17 protein-coding genes are annotated in these 15,521 nt (G+C 71.7%); 10 read left to right on the top strand and 7 right to left on the bottom strand.

Features of this window, described 5'->3' with window-relative positions:
• Positions 1-5 precede the first annotated feature (5 nt).
• From J5Y09_RS18995 to J5Y09_RS18975, 5 genes are read left to right on the top strand one after another with little or no spacing between them, the layout of a single operon-like run.
• Complete coding sequence (locus tag J5Y09_RS18995; protein WP_209353398.1) at positions 6-1,301, top strand: ArgE/DapE family deacylase; 1,296 nt, start codon at positions 6-8, stop codon at positions 1,299-1,301.
• Complete coding sequence (locus tag J5Y09_RS18990; RefSeq protein WP_209353397.1) at positions 1,298-2,536, top strand: hydantoinase/carbamoylase family amidase; 1,239 nt, start codon at positions 1,298-1,300, stop codon at positions 2,534-2,536. The genes J5Y09_RS18995 and J5Y09_RS18990 overlap by 4 nt, the downstream gene beginning before the upstream one ends.
• Entirely contained in the window at positions 2,533-3,783 is a 1,251-nt protein-coding gene (locus J5Y09_RS18985; protein ID WP_209353396.1) for a Zn-dependent hydrolase, read from the top strand. The genes J5Y09_RS18990 and J5Y09_RS18985 overlap by 4 nt, the downstream gene beginning before the upstream one ends.
• Positions 3,784-3,787: 4 nt before the next feature.
• Positions 3,788-5,278: a M81 family metallopeptidase gene (locus J5Y09_RS18980; protein WP_209353395.1), complete on the top strand. Its 1,491-nt coding sequence runs from the start codon at positions 3,788-3,790 to the stop codon at positions 5,276-5,278.
• A complete protein-coding gene (locus tag J5Y09_RS18975; RefSeq protein WP_209353394.1) occupies positions 5,275-6,078 on the top strand; it encodes a dienelactone hydrolase family protein in 804 nt (267 codons plus the stop codon). The genes J5Y09_RS18980 and J5Y09_RS18975 overlap by 4 nt, the downstream gene beginning before the upstream one ends.
• Positions 6,079-6,102: 24 nt before the next feature.
• On the opposite strand, the gene J5Y09_RS18970 is transcribed toward J5Y09_RS18975, so the two are convergent.
• The 4 genes from J5Y09_RS18970 to J5Y09_RS18955 all read right to left on the bottom strand — a co-directional run bounded on the left by J5Y09_RS18970 (position 6,103) and on the right by J5Y09_RS18955 (position 8,451).
• On the bottom strand, positions 6,103-6,498 hold the full coding sequence (locus tag J5Y09_RS18970; RefSeq protein WP_209353393.1) for a hypothetical protein: 396 nt from the start codon (positions 6,496-6,498) through the stop codon (positions 6,103-6,105).
• Positions 6,495-7,415, bottom strand: a complete 921-nt coding sequence (locus J5Y09_RS18965) for a sugar kinase (RefSeq protein ID WP_209353392.1) — start codon at positions 7,413-7,415, stop codon at positions 6,495-6,497. The genes J5Y09_RS18970 and J5Y09_RS18965 overlap by 4 nt, the downstream gene beginning before the upstream one ends.
• A gap of 1 nt (position 7,416) precedes the next feature.
• Positions 7,417-8,043, bottom strand: a complete 627-nt coding sequence (locus tag J5Y09_RS18960; RefSeq protein ID WP_245217234.1) for a bifunctional 4-hydroxy-2-oxoglutarate aldolase/2-dehydro-3-deoxy-phosphogluconate aldolase — start codon at positions 8,041-8,043, stop codon at positions 7,417-7,419.
• Positions 8,044-8,151: 108 nt separating this feature from the next.
• Positions 8,152-8,451 carry a hypothetical protein gene (locus J5Y09_RS18955; RefSeq protein ID WP_209353390.1) on the bottom strand — a complete coding sequence of 100 codons (300 nt, stop codon included), beginning with the start codon at positions 8,449-8,451 and terminating at the stop codon, positions 8,152-8,154.
• Between the two features lie 253 nt (positions 8,452-8,704).
• On the opposite strand from J5Y09_RS18955, the gene J5Y09_RS18950 reads away from it, so the two are divergent.
• Both J5Y09_RS18950 and J5Y09_RS18945 read left to right on the top strand, forming a co-directional pair.
• A complete protein-coding gene (locus J5Y09_RS18950; RefSeq protein ID WP_209353389.1) occupies positions 8,705-10,003 on the top strand; it encodes a hemolysin family protein in 1,299 nt (432 codons plus the stop codon).
• Positions 10,004-10,097: 94 nt separating this feature from the next.
• Positions 10,098-10,604, top strand: coding sequence for a putative adhesin (locus J5Y09_RS18945; protein WP_209353388.1), 507 nt, complete (start codon positions 10,098-10,100; stop codon positions 10,602-10,604).
• Positions 10,605-10,613: 9 nt separating this feature from the next.
• Here J5Y09_RS18945 and gpt read toward each other — a convergent pair whose 3' ends face one another.
• Positions 10,614-11,090, bottom strand: a complete 477-nt coding sequence (gene gpt, locus J5Y09_RS18940) for a xanthine phosphoribosyltransferase (protein ID WP_209353387.1) — start codon at positions 11,088-11,090, stop codon at positions 10,614-10,616.
• Positions 11,090-11,431 (bottom strand): tRNA-binding protein, encoded by a 342-nt coding sequence (locus tag J5Y09_RS18935; protein WP_209353386.1) that lies wholly within the window; start codon positions 11,429-11,431, stop codon positions 11,090-11,092. Before J5Y09_RS18935 ends, gpt begins: the two co-directional genes overlap by 1 nt.
• 144 nt (positions 11,432-11,575) lie before the next feature.
• Here J5Y09_RS18935 and ggt point away from each other — a divergent pair, with 144 nt between their 5' ends.
• The 3 genes from ggt to J5Y09_RS18920 are packed head-to-tail and all read left to right on the top strand — an operon-like array spanning position 11,576 to position 15,187.
• Positions 11,576-13,180, top strand: a complete 1,605-nt coding sequence (gene ggt, locus J5Y09_RS18930; RefSeq protein ID WP_209353385.1) for a gamma-glutamyltransferase — start codon at positions 11,576-11,578, stop codon at positions 13,178-13,180.
• A 10-nt stretch (positions 13,181-13,190) separates the two neighbouring features.
• On the top strand, positions 13,191-13,694 hold the full coding sequence (locus J5Y09_RS18925; protein ID WP_209353384.1) for a macro domain-containing protein: 504 nt from the start codon (positions 13,191-13,193) through the stop codon (positions 13,692-13,694).
• Positions 13,691-15,187 carry an amidase gene (locus tag J5Y09_RS18920; RefSeq protein WP_209353383.1) on the top strand — a complete coding sequence of 499 codons (1,497 nt, stop codon included), beginning with the start codon at positions 13,691-13,693 and terminating at the stop codon, positions 15,185-15,187. Before J5Y09_RS18925 ends, J5Y09_RS18920 begins: the two co-directional genes overlap by 4 nt.
• 3 nt (positions 15,188-15,190) lie before the next feature.
• Here the strand turns inward: J5Y09_RS18920 and J5Y09_RS18915 are convergent, their stop codons facing one another.
• Entirely contained in the window at positions 15,191-15,454 is a 264-nt protein-coding gene (locus J5Y09_RS18915) for a hypothetical protein (protein WP_209353382.1), read from the bottom strand.
• Positions 15,455-15,521: the final 67 nt, after the last annotated feature.

Here is a 15,521-nt window from a genome sequence, read left to right as displayed (position 1 = left end):
ACGCCATGACCGAAGCGATCGACCAGGGCGCCCGCCGCGCCATTCTCGAGGCCGTGGAGGCGTTGCGCGACGATGCGGTGCGGATGCTGGAACGCCTGGTGCGCTGCCCCTCCACCCTCGGCAACGAGCAATCCGCGCTGAACGAGATGGCGCGCATCTACCACGATCTCGGCCTCGTGCCGCGCCGCGTGCCCACGGACCCGGCGGCGCTCGCCGCGCATCCGGGCTTCTCGCCGCCGCTCATCTCCTATGACGGCCGCGACAACGTCGTCGCGGTGCATACGCCGCGGGAACGCAAGGGGCGGAGCCTCGCGCTGCAGGGCCATGTCGACGTGGTGCCGGAAGGTGCCGCCGACATGTGGGAGACGCCGCCCTTCGCGCCCGCGATCCGCGGCGGGCGGATGTACGGGCGCGGCGCGGGGGACATGAAGGCGGGCATCGTCTCCTACGTCACGGCCTTCCGCGCGCTGCGCCTCGCTGGCCTGCAGCCCGCCGCCGAGGTGCAGATGCAGTCGGTGATCGAGGAGGAATGCACCGGCAACGGCGCGCTCGCCGCCATGCTGGCCCTGCCGCGCACCGATGCGGTCATCATCCCGGAACCCGGCCCCGGCCTCCCCGCCATGTATTCGGCCGAAGTCGGCGTGGTCTGGGCCTGGGTGACTGTCTCCGGTCGCCCGGCCCATGTGCGCGACATGCAGGCCGGCCTCAACGCCATCAAGGCCGCCAACGCCATCGCCGCGCGCTTCGAGGACTACCAGCGCGAGATGAACCGCGCCGAGCGCATCCACCCGTCCTTCCGCGGCGTGAACCATCCGGTGAACGTCAATTTCGGCACGATCGAGGGCGGGGAGTGGAATTCCTCCGTGCCCACCCGCGCGCGCATCGGCATGCGCGTGGGCGTGATGATGGGATACACTGCGGCGCAGACGAAGGCCGACATCGAGCGCCTGGTCGCCGAGGCCGCCGCCGACCCGGCGCTGAAGGGCGCGACGGTGAAGCTCGACTTCAAGGGCTTCATGGCCGACCCCTGCGTCTTCGACATGAACGCGCCGATCGTGACCATGGCGAAGCGCAACTTCGCCGAGGTCTCCGGCGGGTTCCTGCGCGACTACCCGGCCACGGGGCTGACGGATGGGCGCTTCTTCACCCTGTATCAGGACACGCCGGTCGCCTGCTTCGGGCCGGATGCGCAGGAGATCCATGGCATCGACGAGAGCGTGGGGCTGGACTCCATGCACGACATCACGCGCACCATCGCGCTGACCATGGCCGAATGGTGCGGGCTGGAGAAGGCGGCATGACCCCGCGCTTCGACCCGTCCCGGCTGTGGGACAGCCTGATGCAGATGGCGCGCATCGGCGCGCGGCCCGATGGCGGGGTGAACCGCCTGGCGCTGACGCCCGAGGACGGCGCGGCGCGCGCCCTGTTGCGCGATTGGGCGATCGCCGCCGGCTGCACGCTCTCTGTCGATCGGCTCGGCTCCATGGTGCTGACCTATGCGGGTGCCGATCCGTCGCTGCCCGCGGTCGCGGTCGGCAGCCACCTCGACAGCGTGCCGACGGGCGGGAAGTACGACGGCGCCTATGGCGTGCTGGCGGGGCTCGAGATCGTCCGCGCCCTGCACGCGGCAGGTGCGCGCGCCAAGGCACCGATCGCCATCGTCAACTGGACGAACGAGGAAGGCGCCCGCTTCGCGCCCCCGATGGCGGCGAGCGAGGTCGCGATGGGCTTCGCGCCCGAGGACCGGCTTCTCGCGACCCCCGATCGCTTCGGCGAGACCACCTTCGCGGCGGCGCTTGCCGAGTGCGGATGGCAGGGCGCGGAAGACCCTGCAGCCGCGCGCCGTTTCGGCGCCTATTTCGAGGCGCATATCGAGCAGGGGCCGGTGCTGGAGCGGGAGGGTATCCCCCTCGGCATCGTCACGCATGGCTATGGCGTCGCCTATTGCACCATCACCGTCACGGGACGCGACGGGCATATCGGCGGGGCGATGGCCGACCGGCGGGACGCACTGCTCGGCGCGGCGGAGGTGATCCTGACGCTCGAGAGCATTGCGCTCGGCACCGCGGGCCGCGGGCTCGCCTCCGCGACGCGCCTCGCCCTCTCGCCCGACGCGCGCGGCAACATCCCCTCCGAGGTGCGGCTGGTGGCGAGCCTGCGCAACATCGAGCAGGACGGTCTGGACGGGATGCGCGCGACACTCGCCGCCGCCTGCGAGGAGATCGCCCGGCGCCGCGAGCAGCCGATCACGATCGAATACGTCTCCGGCTATCCCTCCGTCCGCTTCGATCCGATGCTGTTGCAGCGGCTGCGCGATGCGGCCGCCGCGGCGGGCCTCGCGCATCGCGACCTGCCGACGCCGATCGGGCACGATGCGCTGCATGTCGGGCGCGTCGTGCCTTCGGCGATGCTCTTCATTCCCTGCCATGGCGGGCTGAGTCACAATCCGGCCGAAAGCATCACGCCGGAATGGTCGGCAGCGGGGCTCGCCGCGCTTGCGCCGGCGGTGATCGAAACCGCGGGAGGCCTCGCATGAATATCCCCCTGTCCGGACCGAGGCTGTGGGACAGCCTGATGGAGATGGCGCGGATCGGCGGCACGCCGAAGGGCGGGTGCAACCGCCAGACGCTGACCGACCTCGATTCCGAAGGTCGGCATCTGCTGCAACGCTGGGCGGAAGCGGCGGGGTGCACGATGCGCGTCGACCGGCTCGGCAACATGATGCTGACGCGGCCCGGCCGCGATCCCGCGCGCAAGCCCGTCGCCTTCGGCAGCCACCTGGATACCCAGCCGACAGGCGGCAAGTTCGACGGCGTGCTCGGCGTGCTGGCGGGTCTCGAACTGCTTCGCGCCGTGCATGAAGCCGGGATCGAGACCGCCGCACCGCTCATGCTCGTCAACTGGACGAATGAGGAAGGCGCGCGCTTCTCGCCGCCCATGATGGGCAGCGGCGCAGCCATGGGCCTCTTCACCGAGGCCGAGGTGCTGGCCAAGCAGGACCCGGAGGGCAAGGAATTCGGCGCTGAGCTCGCCCGCATCGGCTGGCGCGGCGATGCCGACCCGGCCTTGCTGCGGGACATCGAGGCCTATTTCGAACTGCATATCGAACAGGGCGCGCTGCTGGAACGCGCCGGCCTCGACATCGGGGTCGTCACGCATGCACTCGGCCAGACCTGGTACGAGGTGACGGTCGAGGGGGAGGAAGCGCATGGCGGCTCCCCCATGGCCGGGCGACGCGATGCGATGATGGCCGCCGCACCCCTGATCGCGGCCGTCGAGGAGATCGCGCTCGCCGCAGTCAGCGCCGCGGGCGAACCCGGCCGTGCGACCGTCGGGCGCCTGACCGTCTATCCCGACAGCCGCAACATCTGCCCCTCCCGCATCTGGTTCAGCATCGACACGCGGCATGGCGATCCCGCCATGCTCGCGCGGATGGGGGAGGAGATCCGCGCCCGCGCCGCGACCATCGCGGCCGCGCGTGGCGTGCGCATCGCCGTCGAGGAATTCTGGCACGCGCCGCTGACGCCCTTCGACGCGACGCTGGTCGGGCGCGTGCGCGATGCGGCCAAGCGCCTCGGCATCCCGCACATGGACATGCCGACCGGCATCGGACACGACGCCGTCTATGTCGCGCGCCGCGTACCGGCGACCATGATCTTCTGCCCCTGCCATGGCGGCATCAGCCACAACGAGGCCGAGAGCATCACGCCCGAATGGGCGGAAGCCGGGCTGCGCGTGCTGGCGGATGCGGTGCTTGCCACGGCCGGGATCGTGAAAGGCTAACGCAATGACCCGCATCGCCATCGGCGGCTTCCTGCACGAAAGCCATTCCTTCGCGCCGCTGCCCACGGGCTGGGCCGAATTCGTCAGGCCCGGCGGCTTCCCGCCCCTGCAGAAGGCGACGACGCTGCTGGACGCGCTGCGCCCGACCTCCTGCCCCGCCGCCGGCGCCATCATGGTGGCGGAGGAGGAAGGCATCGCCATCGCCCCGCTCGCCTGGGGCTTCGCCAATCCCGCTGGCCCCGTGACCGCCGAGGCCTTCGAGCGCATCGCCGCGCTTCTCGTCGCTGCCCTGTCCGACGCGCTGGAGGAAGGCCCGCTCGACGGCGTCTATCTCGACCTGCATGGTGCCATGGTCGCGGTGGGCTTCGACGATGCGGAAGGGGAGGTGCTGCGCCGCGTGCGCGCCGTGGTGGGACCCGACGTGCCGATCGCCGCGAGCCTCGACCCTCACGCCAACAAGACCGCGGCCATGGTGCAGTACGCGGATGTGCTGGTGCCCTTCCGCACCTATCCGCACATCGACATGAAGCCCGCCGGCGCGCAGGCCACGCGCCTGCTGCTGCGCATGATCCAGGAGAAGCGGCGCCCGGCGAAGGCGTTCCAGGAGCTCGATTTCTGGACCCCGCTGCCCGGCCAATGCACCATGGTCGCGCCGATGGCCGAGGTGATGGCCGAACGCGCGCGACTGGCCGCGGCGCCGGGCGTCTGGGAACTCGGCTTCTGCTTCGGCTTTCCCTACGCCGACTTTCCCGGCTGCGGCATGGCGATCGCGTCCTTCGCGGATACCGAGGAGCAGGCGGCGCAGGCCGCCGACGCGCTCGCGCGCTTCATCGCGGCGAAGGAACCGGAATTCGCCCTCGGCGTCGTGGAAGCAGCCGAAGGCGTGCGGCGCGCCATGGAAGGTGCGGGCGGCGGCCCCGTCGTGCTCGCCGACACGCAGGACAATCCCGGCGGCGGCGGGCATGGCGACACCACCGGGCTGCTCGCGGAACTGATCCGCCAGGGCGCGCAGGGCGCGGTGCTCGCGCCGATGAACGACGCGGAGGCCGCCGCCGCCTGCCATGCGGCGGGGGAGGGGGCGACGATCACGCTCGACCTCGGCGGCAAGAGCGACGGCGCGCCGCTGCGCGTCACCGCCACCATCGAGCGGCTTTCCGATGGCCGCTTCACCCTGACCGGCCCGATGGGCAAGGGCAATCCCGCCGATCTCGGCCCTTCCGCGCTGATCCGCGTGGCACCCGGCGTGCGCGTGATCGTCGTCACGCGGAAGATGCAGGGGCACGACCAGGCGCTGTTCCGTTTCCTCGGCGTCGAGCCCGCGGAGCAGCGCATCGTCGCGGTGAAGTCGAGCGTGCATTTCCGCGCCGACTTCCAGCCCATCGCGCGGGAGGTGATCGTCGTCGCCGCACCCGGCCCCGTGGTCGCCGACCCGGCGGTGCTGCCCTTCACCAATGTCCGCGCGGGGCTTCGGCTCAGGCCCGGCGCGAACCGGTGATCCGGGCGGCCCTTGCCGTGGCCGCGCTGCTGGCCCTGCCGATCGCGGCGGGCGCGGAGGAGATCTCCTTCCCCGCCGAGGATGGCGCGACGCTGCGCGCCTTCCACGTCCCGGCGGCATCGGGCGTGCCGCGCCGGCCGACCGTCGTCGCGCTGCATGGCTGCGGCGGCCTGGCGCGGCCCGACCAGCCGCTGCGCCTGCCGGCGCGGGAGGCCGACTGGGCGGCGCGCCTCACGGCCCTGGGCCACCCCATGCTGTTCCCGGACAGTTTCGGCAGCCGTGGCCTGGGGGAGGCCTGTGGGCGTGCCGACCACCCGATGCGGTCCGAGGCGCGGCGCGCGGGCGATGCGCGCGCCGCGCTCGCCTGGGTTGCGGGCCAGCCCGGCGAAGCGCCGGGCGGCGCCTTCCTGATCGGCTGGTCGCATGGCGGCAGCACGGTGCTCGCCACACTCGGCGGCGCGCCGCGCGAAGGGATGTTGCGAGGGGCGATCGCCTTCTATCCCGGCTGCGGCGCGACGCTCACCGGCAGCCCCGACTGGGCGGCGCCGGTGCCGTTGCTGATGCTGCTCGGCGGCGCGGACGACTGGACGCCCGCGCGCCGTTGCGTGGCGCTGGCCGAACGCGCGCCCGCGCGGGTCGAACTGCGGCTCTTCGCCGGCGCGCACCACATGTTCGACCACCCGACGCAGGCGCCGCGCACGCGCAGCCTGCCGAACGGCCAGACCGTGACTTTCGGCGCCGATCCCGCGGCGCGGGAGGCGGCGATCGCGGCGGTGACGGGGTTCCTCGCCGCCCGATGAGACTCGCGCCGGGGCTGGCGGTTGTCAGCGCAGCGCCTCGATGTCCCGCAGGATCGGCCCAAGTGCTGCCGGCGGCTGCCCGATGGGCCACAGGACCTCGTGGTTCCGCGGGCCGTCGCGCCAGGCCAGGGAGCAGGTCATGTTCGAGGGCGTGCCGCGGGGAAGGCGCGTGAAGCCGGCGGCGTCGAGCATCGCGGCGAGGCGCGCATAGTCCGCGCGCCGCTCCGGTGCCGGCGTCTCGACCAGCGGCGCCCCGGCGCGGTCACGGCGCAACTGCGTCACGCTGCCGTCCGGGGCGATGCGCAGGCCGCCGCCGCCCCCGGTCACGCCGCCGCCGCACCAGGACAGGATGCCCCCTGGCGGCGCCTCGCCCGCCGCGGCGAGCAGGAGTGCCGCCAAGGCGAGCGCGGCGGGCCTCATGGCGCCAGCATGGCTTGGATCTCTGCGGGGCGTGGGATGGGCGCGACGGCGCCATAGCCCGTGGTGGACAGCGCGGCGGCCGCATTGGCGTAGCGCGCCGCCGCGACGGGGTCGTCCCCGGCAAGCGTGCGGGCGAGGAAGGCGCCGGCGAAGGTGTCCCCCGCACCGGTCGCGTCCACCGCGTCCACCGGATGCGGCGCGATCCGCCTGCGCTCCTCCCGCGTCGCGACAAGGCAGCCCGCCGCGCCGCATTTCAGCAGCACCAGCGGGCACAGGCGCAGGTAGAAATCCGCCACCGCGTCGGGGTCGGAGAGTCCGGTCAGCGCCGTCGCGTCGTCGAGCGAGGGCAGCGCGATGTCCGCCAGGCCGATCGCGGCGTGGATCACGGCGGCCGCCCTGGCGGCGGGCCAGAGCCGGAGCCGAAGATTGGTGTCGTAGGAGACGCGGACGCCCGCCTCCCGCGCGATGGCGATCGCCCGGAACACGGCGTCGCAGGCGCTGTCCGAGATCGCCTGGCTGATGCCGGAGACGTGCAGCATGCGCGCGGCGCGGATCGCGGCCTCCGGCACCTCCTCGGGGCGGTAGCGCGCGGCGGCGCTGCCGGTCCGGTAGAAGGTGAAGTTGTGCCCGCGCGCATCATGCGTGACGAAGTAGATGCCGGTCGGTGCATCGGCGCGGCGGATCACGGTCGCGGTATCGACGCCTTCCCGCGCCCAGAGCGCCATGAAGGAATCGCCCGGCCCGTCCTGGCCGATTGCGGTGACATAGCCGACCGAGGCGCCGGAGCGCGCCGCGGCGATGGCGGCGTTGGAGGTGTCGCCCCCATGGCCTTCCAGGTACAGCACGCGGCCATCGGCGCCGGGCGCCTGCTGGTTGAACTCCAGCATCGGCTCGCCCATGCAGAGCAGGTCCGGCATCTCAGGCGCGCATGATGCCGAGCGCGTCCTCGGCCGCGCGGGTGATGGCGGCGCGGTCGCCGGCCGCGACTAGGGATTCGTCCACAAGTTTCCCGCCGATGCCCACGAAGGCGGCGCCGGCGGCCAGGTAGTCCGGCGCGTTGCGCGCGTCGACGCCGCCGGTGGGGCAGAAGGCGACATCGGGGAAGACGGCGCGCAGCGCCTTGATGTGCGCGGGCCCCCCCGCCGATCCCGCCGGGAAGACCTTCACCACATCCGCCCCGGCGGCGAGCGCGGCGCGCACCTCGGTCGGCGTCAGCGCGCCGAGCATCAGGCAGGCGCCGGCGTCGCGGCAGGGTTCGGAGAGCGAGGCATCGACCCAGGGGGCGACGATGAAGCGGGCGCCGGCCTCGAGGCAGGCCTCGGCGGTGCGCGCATCCGGCACCGTGCCGGCGCCGACCAGCAGGTCGGGGTCGGCGGCCAGGGCCCGGATCAGCGCCGGCGCCTCGGGCACGGTCATGGTGATCTCGAAGATGCGCAGCCCGGCCTCCTGCAGCCAGGCGACCGCGGTCGCGGCGCGGGCGGCGGTGCTGGCGCGCACCACGGGAATGATGCGGGCCTGGCGCAGGCGGGGGATCAGGTCATGCATGGCGCGTCCTCGGGGGCGCGCCATGTTTCGGCCGGCGGGGGCCGCCGGCAAGCGGGAAGGTGCTACGGCGTCACCGGATCAGCGGTGTCCCGCTGGTCGGAAGCTGCGTTACACGACCATCCGGTCGGCCGTCGCCTGCAGGCGGCGGGCGGAGGCGAGGGCCTTCTCGATCTCGACGGCGGTGCTGTCGAGCGCGCTGCGGTAGCCGTTCACGCTCTGGCCGAGCTTCGCCATGGTGCGGGACAGGTCGCCGATGGCGCTGCGCAGGCCGGCGGTGGCCTGGGACTGCTCGCCGATCGCCTCGTCCAGGCGGCGCAGGGCGAGGCGGAGGCGGTCCTCCGGGCGCTGCGGGAACATGGAGATCGCCGCCTGGGGCGTGGAGGGAAGGGCGGTGTCGGTGGCGGACATGGGACCTCGCTCAGGGCGTTAATGGTCCATTAACCCACTTCCGCGACCGAGGCGAGTGGAAATTGTCTCTTAATCCGTAGATTGTCGCGAAATTCCGCGAATTGGCCCTCCGGTGGGTTGCGGGAGGCCCCGCGGACCGACGCGACAGGCGCAATCCAAGCATCGCGCCCATCCTGCCCGCGAAGCAAGCCGCGCCGCGGCTTCGTTTGCGCCCCCGCCTCGTCTACAAGCCGCGCCGGAGGTTCCACGCATCATGGGCATCGCCCTCGAGATCGGCATCATCGTCCTGCTCGTCCTGCTGAACGGCGTCTTCGCCATGAGCGAACTGGCGATCGTCTCCGCGCGGCGGTCCCGCCTGCTGGCGCTGCAGCGCAGGGGCAGCCTGGGGGCGGAGGCCGCCATCGCGCTCGCCGAGGACCCGCAGCGCTTCCTGCCGACCGTGCAGGTGGGCATCACCATGGTCGGCATCTTCGCCGGCGCCTATGGCGGCGCGACGCTCGCCACGACGCTCGGCGCGGCGTTCGAGGCGATTCCCGGCGTCGCCCCCTATGGCGACGAGATCGCCTTCGCGCTGGTGGTCGTGCTGATCACCTATCTCAGCCTGATCCTGGGCGAACTGGTTCCGAAGCAGGTCGCGCTGCGCAACCCGGAGCGGGTCGCCATCCTCGTCTCGCGCCCGCTCGCTGCGCTCGCGCGCTATTCCGCCCCGGTCGTCTGGGTGCTGGGCAAATCCTCGGCGCTCGTGCTTGGCCTTTTCGGCCCGCCGCCGCCGCCCGAGCAGTCCGTGACGGAAGAGGAGGTGAAGGCCGTCGTCGCCGAAGGCGCCCAGGCCGGCGCGCTGGTGACCGAGGAGCGGCACATGATCGAGCGCGTGCTGCGGCTTGCCGACAAGCCGGTGCGCGCCCTGATGACGCCGCGCAACGACCTCGCCTGGCTCGACCGCTCGGACCCGGCGGAGGAGATCGCGGCACGGCTGCGCGGGAGCGACGTGACGCGCTTCGTCGTCGCCGATGGCCGCGTCGACAACGTGGTCGGCGTGGTCGTGGCCAAGGACCTGCTCGACCAGATGCTCGGCGGCCAGCCCATGTCGCTCGGCAGCGCGATGCGCCAGCCGCTCGTGCTGCCCGACACGCTCTCGGCGCTCGACGCGCTCGAGCGGTTGCGCGGCGACAGGCTCGGCATGGCGCTGGTGATGGACGAGTACGGCTCCTTCGAGGGCGTCGTCACCGCCTCCGACCTGCTCGAGGCGATCGTCGGCGAGCTTGGCGTGACCGAGCACATGGAGGCGGGCGTCGCGGTCGAGCGGCACGACGGATCGCTGCTGCTCGACGGCTCCATGCCTTCGGACGAGCTGCGCGCGCGGCTCGAGCTGCCGGAGCTGCCCGGTGCGGGCACCTACCACACGGTCGCGGGGTTGATGCTGGCGCTGTTGCAGCGCGTGCCCAGGGAAGGGGACCGCATCGTCTGGGCCGGCTGGCGGTTCGAGATCGTCGACATGGACGGGCGCCGCGTGGACAAGGTGATGGCGAGCCGGGAGGAGACGGCGGCCTGATCCGTCCGACCATCGGTTGAATTTTGTCTGCCGACGATCGCGCAAAAGCGGATAACGTCCCCTTCGCCACATTGGCGAAACGGAGGCGTGCATCATGTCGGGAACAAGTGTCAGTGCCCTGAAGGCCTCGCTCTTTCGGCGGCTGGACTATGTGTGCGGCGGCCACGGCGCGCGCTGGCCGTCCGACGCGAAGTTCAAGGTGCCGCTGGGCATTACCATCCACTTCTACGTCAACGATACCGAGAGCCTGCCGAACACCATCGGGCAGCGAGTGGACCAGGTCGTGACCGGAGGGGCGGGCCCCGCGGCGGTCGAGACCATCGCATCCGGCGGCATGTGCTGGGACTACCGGCTCTTCTCCAGCAAGGCGGGAGGCTACCTCAACCTCGCCATGTCGAGCAGCGCCAATCCGCAGTACATCACCGAGAAGGACAAGGATTCAGGCCGCCATCTGTCCGACATCGTTCGCTGGGTCCAGACCAAGACCCCCAGCGCGACAATCCATTGGAGCGCGTGCCGTTCGGTCGAGAGCGGCACCGACGTCTTCAGCTGGGACAAGCCGGACTATTCCGGTGCGCTCAAAAGGCTCGGCGGCCCGTGAATTCGGGCCCTATTGCGCGACCGACTTCGCGATCGGCGCGATGAACTGAGGCTCCGTGTCCCAGGGAAACAGGATCCAGGTGTCCTGGGACACTTCCGTGATGAAGGTGTCGACCGTCGGCTTGCCGGCGGGCTTCGCATAGACCGTCGCGAAATGCGCCTTGGGCAGCAGGGCGCGGATGACGCGCGCCGTCGTGCCCGTGTCCACGAGATCATCCAGGATCAGCCAGCCTTCGCCGTCGCCCGCCGCGACCGGGGGCTTGGCGACGCGCGGCTCGCCGCGCTTCTCCTCGTCATAGGTGACGATGGAGACACTCTCGATCAGCCGGCAGTCGAGTTCCCGCGCGATGATCGCGGCCGGGATGAGGCCGCCGCGCGTGATGGCGACGATGCCGCGATAGGGCCCGCGTTCCAGCAGCCGCCAGGCCAGCGCCTTGCTGTCCCGGTGCAGCTGGTCCCAGGTGACCGTGTAGTATTTCTGCGCCATCAGAACATCTTCCCCCCGTCGGGCACCCTGAGATCGGGCTTCAGGAGCACCACCGCCCCGTTCTCGTCCGGCACGCCGAGCACCAGGACCTCGCTCTCGAAGCCCGCGATCCGGCGGGGCGCAAAATTCACCACCGCCATCACCTGCCGGCCGATCAGCCGGTCCGGCGCGTAGTGCACCGTGATCTGCGCCGAGGAACGCTTCACCCCCAGGCTGCCGCCGAAATCGACCCAGAGGCGGATCGACGGCTTTCGCGCCTCCGGAAAGGGCTGGGCATCGACGATGGTGCCGACGCGGATGTCGAGGCGGTCGAACTCGTCGAAGGTCGCGATCTCGCTCATGGCGCCCCCTTAGACCGGGTCGCTTCCGGTGCGAAGGGCCGACCCGCGCCGGCGGGGCTTTCCCTGCCGGGCGTCCCGATGCATGAGGGAGGCAATCCAAGGCACTTCCAGCCGAGGCACTTCCAGGAAACGGACCATTCCGCGATGCGTGATTTCCACCTGCCCGGCCGCAGCCCCGCCTATGGGACCAACGGCATGGCCGCCACCTCCATGCCCCAGGCGACGCTCGCCGCGCTCGACATCCTGCGGGCCGGGGGCAATGCGCTCGACGCCGCCATCGCCGCCTGCGCCGTGCAATGCGTGATCGAGCCGCAGAGCACGGGCATCGGGGGCGATTGCTTCTGCCTCTACGTCCCGGCCGGGTCTTCCAAGGTCATCGCGATGAACGGCTCGGGCCGCGCGCCGGCCGGCGCGACGCCGGAGGCGCTGCGCGCCGCGGGCCTGACCACCATGGTCAACACTTCCGCCCATTCGGTGACCGTGCCTGGCGCGATCAGCGCCTGGGAGGCTCTGAACCGTGCCCATGGGCGGCTCGGCCTCGACGCCATCCTCCAGCCCGCGATCCGCTATGCCGAGGAAGGCTTTGCCGTCTCCCCGCGCGTCGCCAATGACTGGCAGGGCTCGGTCGGCAAGCTGATGAAGCACGGGGCCTCCGCCCGGCGCTTCCTGAAGGATGGGGAGGCGCCCGCGCTCGGCAGCCGCTTCATCCAGCCGGAACTCGCCCGCACGCTGCGGGCCATCGCCGCGCGCGGCAAGAAGGCCTTCTACGAGGGCGAGGTGGCGGCCGACATCGTCGCCACGCTGCGCGCCGCCGGCGGCACCCACACGGAGGAAGACTTCGCCCGCGGCGCCGATGTGGCGGAGTTCGTCGAGCCGATCTCGATCGACTGGCGCGGCATGAAGGTGTTCCAGTGCCCGCCGAACGGCGTCGGCATGCATGTGCTGCAGATCCTCGGCATCCTCGGCAAGAAGCCGACGCCGGAGCAGGGGCCCTGGAGCGCCGAGCGCTACCACCGCCACATCGAGGCCGCGCGCCTGGTCTACCGCGACCGCGACGCCTTCCTCGCCGACCCGTCCATGGTCGACGTGCCGGTCGCGAAGCTGCTGTCGGACGAGTATCTCGGACGTCTCGCGGGCATCATCCGCGACGAGGCCGCGATGGCCGAACTGCCGCCGGCCGGCGAGAGCGACTTCGCCCGGCACAAGGACACCGTCTACCTCTGCGTCGTCGACAAGGACGGCAACGCCTGTTCCTTCATCAACTCGCTGTTCGAGGGCTTCGGGTCCGGCATCCTGGCTGAGAAGGCCGGCGTCATGCTGCAGAACCGCGGCTTCGGCTTCCGCCTGCAGGAAGGCCACCCGAACTGCATCGCGCCGAACAAGCGGCCGCTGCACACCATCATCCCCGGCATGGTGATGAAGGACGGGCAGGCGATCATGCCCTATGGCGTGATGGGCGGACGCTTCCAGCCGACCGGTCAGACGCTGTTCCTGACCAACCACTTCGAGTTCGGCCTCGACGTGCAGCAGGCGATCGACCATCCGCGCCTGATGCCGCAGGACGGCAAGGTGCAGGTGGAACGCGGCATCCCGGGCAGCGTCGTCGATCGCCTGAACCGGCTCGGCCATACCTGCGAGCTGATCGACAAGCCGCATGGCGGCGGCCAGGCGATCTACATCGACCGGGAGAAGGGCTGCCTCGTCGGCGGGTCCGACCCGCGCAAGGATGGCTGCGCGCTGGGCTACTGAGGGGGCGCGCATGCCGCTGCGCGCGATCGTCGCCGACATCACGACGCTCGATGTCGATGCGATCGTGAACGCGGCGAATGAGCGCCTGGCGATGGGCGGCGGCGTCTGCGGCGCGATCTTCCGCGCGGCGGGGGCGGAGCGGCTGGTCGAGGCCTGCCGGCCGCTCGCGCCCTGCCCGACGGGGCAGGCGCGCATCACTCCGGGCTTCGCGCTGAAGGCGCGGCACGTCATCCACGCCGTCGGGCCCGTTTGGCAGGGCGGCGGGGCAGGGGAGCCGGCGCTGCTCGCCGGCTGCTACCGGAACAGCCTGGCGTTGCTCCGCGCCGCGGGCGGACGGTCCATCGCCTTCCCGGCCATCTCCACCGGCATCTTCGGATACCCGCTGCGGGACGCGACCCGGATTGCCGTCGCCACGGTGCGGGGGGAGACTGCCCGCGACGGCGACATCGACGTCACCTTCGCCTGTTTCGACCAGCACACGCGCGACGCTTACGAAAAGGAACTCGGCGCATGACCGAACCCTGCGACCTCTCGGCCGTCGAGGCCCGCCGCCTGATCGGGCGCCGTGCCCTCTCGCCGGTGGAACTGCTCGACTCCTGCCTGAAGCGGATCGGCGAGGTGAACCACGCCGTGAACGCGATGGTCGCGATGGACGAAGCCGCGGCGCGCGCCGGAGCGAAGGCGGCCGAGGCGGCGGTGATGCGGGGCGAGGTGATCGGCGCCCTTCACGGCCTGCCCGTCGGCATCAAGGACCTGGAGGAGACGAAGGGCCTCGTCACCACCTATGGCAGCCCGATCTACAAGGATTTCGTGCCGGAGGCCGATTGCGGCATGGTCGCGAACCTGCGCCGCGCCGGCGCGATCGTGATCGGCAAGACCAACACGCCCGAATTCGGCGCCGGGGCGAACACGCGCAACGCCGTCTATGGCGTCACGGGCAATCCCTTCGATCCGACGAAGTCCGCGGCTGGGTCCTCCGGCGGGTCGGGCGTGGCGCTCGCGACGGGCATGGCGCCGATCTGCTCGGGCTCGGACACCGGCGGTTCGCTGCGCAACCCGGCGGCCTTCAACGGCATCGTCGGCTACCGGCCCTCGCCCGGCGTGGTGCCGTCGGAAAAGCGCGGGCATGGCTGGTCGGGCCTGCCGGTCCTCGGGCCGATGGCGCGCTCCGTGCCCGACACCGCGCTGCTGTTCTCGGCCATGGCGTCGGACGACGCGATGGACCCGCTCGCCTACACCCTGCCGGGTGAGCCCGTGCGCGGCGTGCCGGACCGCTATCACCCGCTCAGGCCGATCGACCTTTCGTCGCTGCGGCTCGCCGTCAGCGCCGATTTCGGTCAGGCGCCGGTCGAGAAGCACATCCGCGAGGTCTTCGCCGGCCGCGCCCAGGCCGTGGCGAAGCTGTTCGGCGCGGCGGAGGAAGCGGACCCGGATTGCCGCGGCGGCGACGAGGCCTTCGAGGTGCTGCGCGCCATGGGCTTCCTGTCCGCCCATGCGCAGAAGGTGCGGGAGCGCCCGCAGGATGTCGGCCCGAATGTCCGCGCCAATGTCGAGGAAGGGCTGCGCTACACGCTCGAGGATGCGGCGAACGCGACCCAGGCCCAGACGCGCATGTACCGCGCCTGGCAGCATTTCTTCGCCCGGCACGACGTGCTGATCACGCCGGCGATCACGATCTCCCCCCGGCCGTGGAAGGAACTCTACCCGGCCGAGATCGACGGCAATCCGACGCGGACCTACTTCCACTGGCTCGCCTGCGCCTACTACCCGACGCTGTGCGGCCATCCGGCGATCTCGCTGCCCATGGGGCTCGACCGGCTGGGGATGCCCTTCGGTTTGCAGATCGTGGGGCCGCGTGGGGGCGATGCGCTGGTGCTGCGCGTCGCGGCGGCGATCGAGGAGGCCTTCGCGCATGACCCGGTGCTGCGCCGGCCCGCGCCGGACCTCGCCGCGCTGCGCGCCGCGCCGGCCATCAAGGAGATGCCCGGCGCGGTCGGCTGGGACTGAGCCTTACCAGTAGGAGCGCTGGTAGCCGCGGTCCCGGTAGTAGCCGGCGTGCCGCGGTTGCTGCTGATAGTAGCCGCCATGGCGCCGGTAGTCGCGGCGGTAGCGCCGGTCGTCGCTGTTGTTGGCGGCGAGCAGCGCGACGCCGGTCAGCGCGGCGACGCCGCCACCGAGGGCCAGGGTGCTGCCCCAATCGGTCGAACCGTCCGGATGGGTGCAGGCGCCGAGCGCGAGGCTGGCGGAGAGAGCGAGGGCGGGGATGAGACGCATGGCAGGGAACCTCCCGAGGCCTGCATCATTCCGCCGCGCCATGTCGGGCGCGGGGCCTTGCCCTGGC

The organism is Roseomonas nitratireducens (genome assembly GCF_017813355.1).
GTDB lineage: Bacteria > Pseudomonadota > Alphaproteobacteria > Acetobacterales > Acetobacteraceae > Neoroseomonas > Neoroseomonas nitratireducens.
This window is presented reverse-complemented; position numbering and strand designations above follow the sequence as displayed.

Bases quoted from the DNA above. Each gene is read 5' to 3' on its own strand.
- J5Y09_RS18950 (WP_209353389.1), top strand. From the start codon at position 8,705: ATGGGCATCGCCCTCGAGATCGGCATCATCGTCCTGCTCGTCCTGCTG.
- J5Y09_RS18915 (WP_209353382.1), bottom strand. From the start codon at position 15,454: ATGCGTCTCATCCCCGCCCTCGCTCTCTCCGCCAGCCTCGCGCTCGGC.
- J5Y09_RS18945 (WP_209353388.1), top strand. From the start codon at position 10,098: ATGTCGGGAACAAGTGTCAGTGCCCTGAAGGCCTCGCTCTTTCGGCGG.
- J5Y09_RS18990 (WP_209353397.1), top strand. From the start codon at position 1,298: ATGACCCCGCGCTTCGACCCGTCCCGGCTGTGGGACAGCCTGATGCAG.
- J5Y09_RS18935 (WP_209353386.1), bottom strand. From the start codon at position 11,431: ATGAGCGAGATCGCGACCTTCGACGAGTTCGACCGCCTCGACATCCGC.
- J5Y09_RS18985 (WP_209353396.1), top strand. From the start codon at position 2,533: ATGAATATCCCCCTGTCCGGACCGAGGCTGTGGGACAGCCTGATGGAG.
- J5Y09_RS18970 (WP_209353393.1), bottom strand. From the start codon at position 6,498: ATGAGGCCCGCCGCGCTCGCCTTGGCGGCACTCCTGCTCGCCGCGGCG.
- J5Y09_RS18980 (WP_209353395.1), top strand. From the start codon at position 3,788: ATGACCCGCATCGCCATCGGCGGCTTCCTGCACGAAAGCCATTCCTTC.
- J5Y09_RS18925 (WP_209353384.1), top strand. From the start codon at position 13,191: ATGCCGCTGCGCGCGATCGTCGCCGACATCACGACGCTCGATGTCGAT.
- J5Y09_RS18965 (WP_209353392.1), bottom strand. From the start codon at position 7,415: ATGCCGGACCTGCTCTGCATGGGCGAGCCGATGCTGGAGTTCAACCAG.
- J5Y09_RS18920 (WP_209353383.1), top strand. From the start codon at position 13,691: ATGACCGAACCCTGCGACCTCTCGGCCGTCGAGGCCCGCCGCCTGATC.
- J5Y09_RS18960 (WP_245217234.1), bottom strand. From the start codon at position 8,043: ATGCATGACCTGATCCCCCGCCTGCGCCAGGCCCGCATCATTCCCGTG.
- J5Y09_RS18955 (WP_209353390.1), bottom strand. From the start codon at position 8,451: ATGTCCGCCACCGACACCGCCCTTCCCTCCACGCCCCAGGCGGCGATC.
- J5Y09_RS18995 (WP_209353398.1), top strand. From the start codon at position 6: ATGACCGAAGCGATCGACCAGGGCGCCCGCCGCGCCATTCTCGAGGCC.
- gpt (WP_209353387.1), bottom strand. From the start codon at position 11,090: ATGGCGCAGAAATACTACACGGTCACCTGGGACCAGCTGCACCGGGAC.
- ggt (WP_209353385.1), top strand. From the start codon at position 11,576: ATGCGTGATTTCCACCTGCCCGGCCGCAGCCCCGCCTATGGGACCAAC.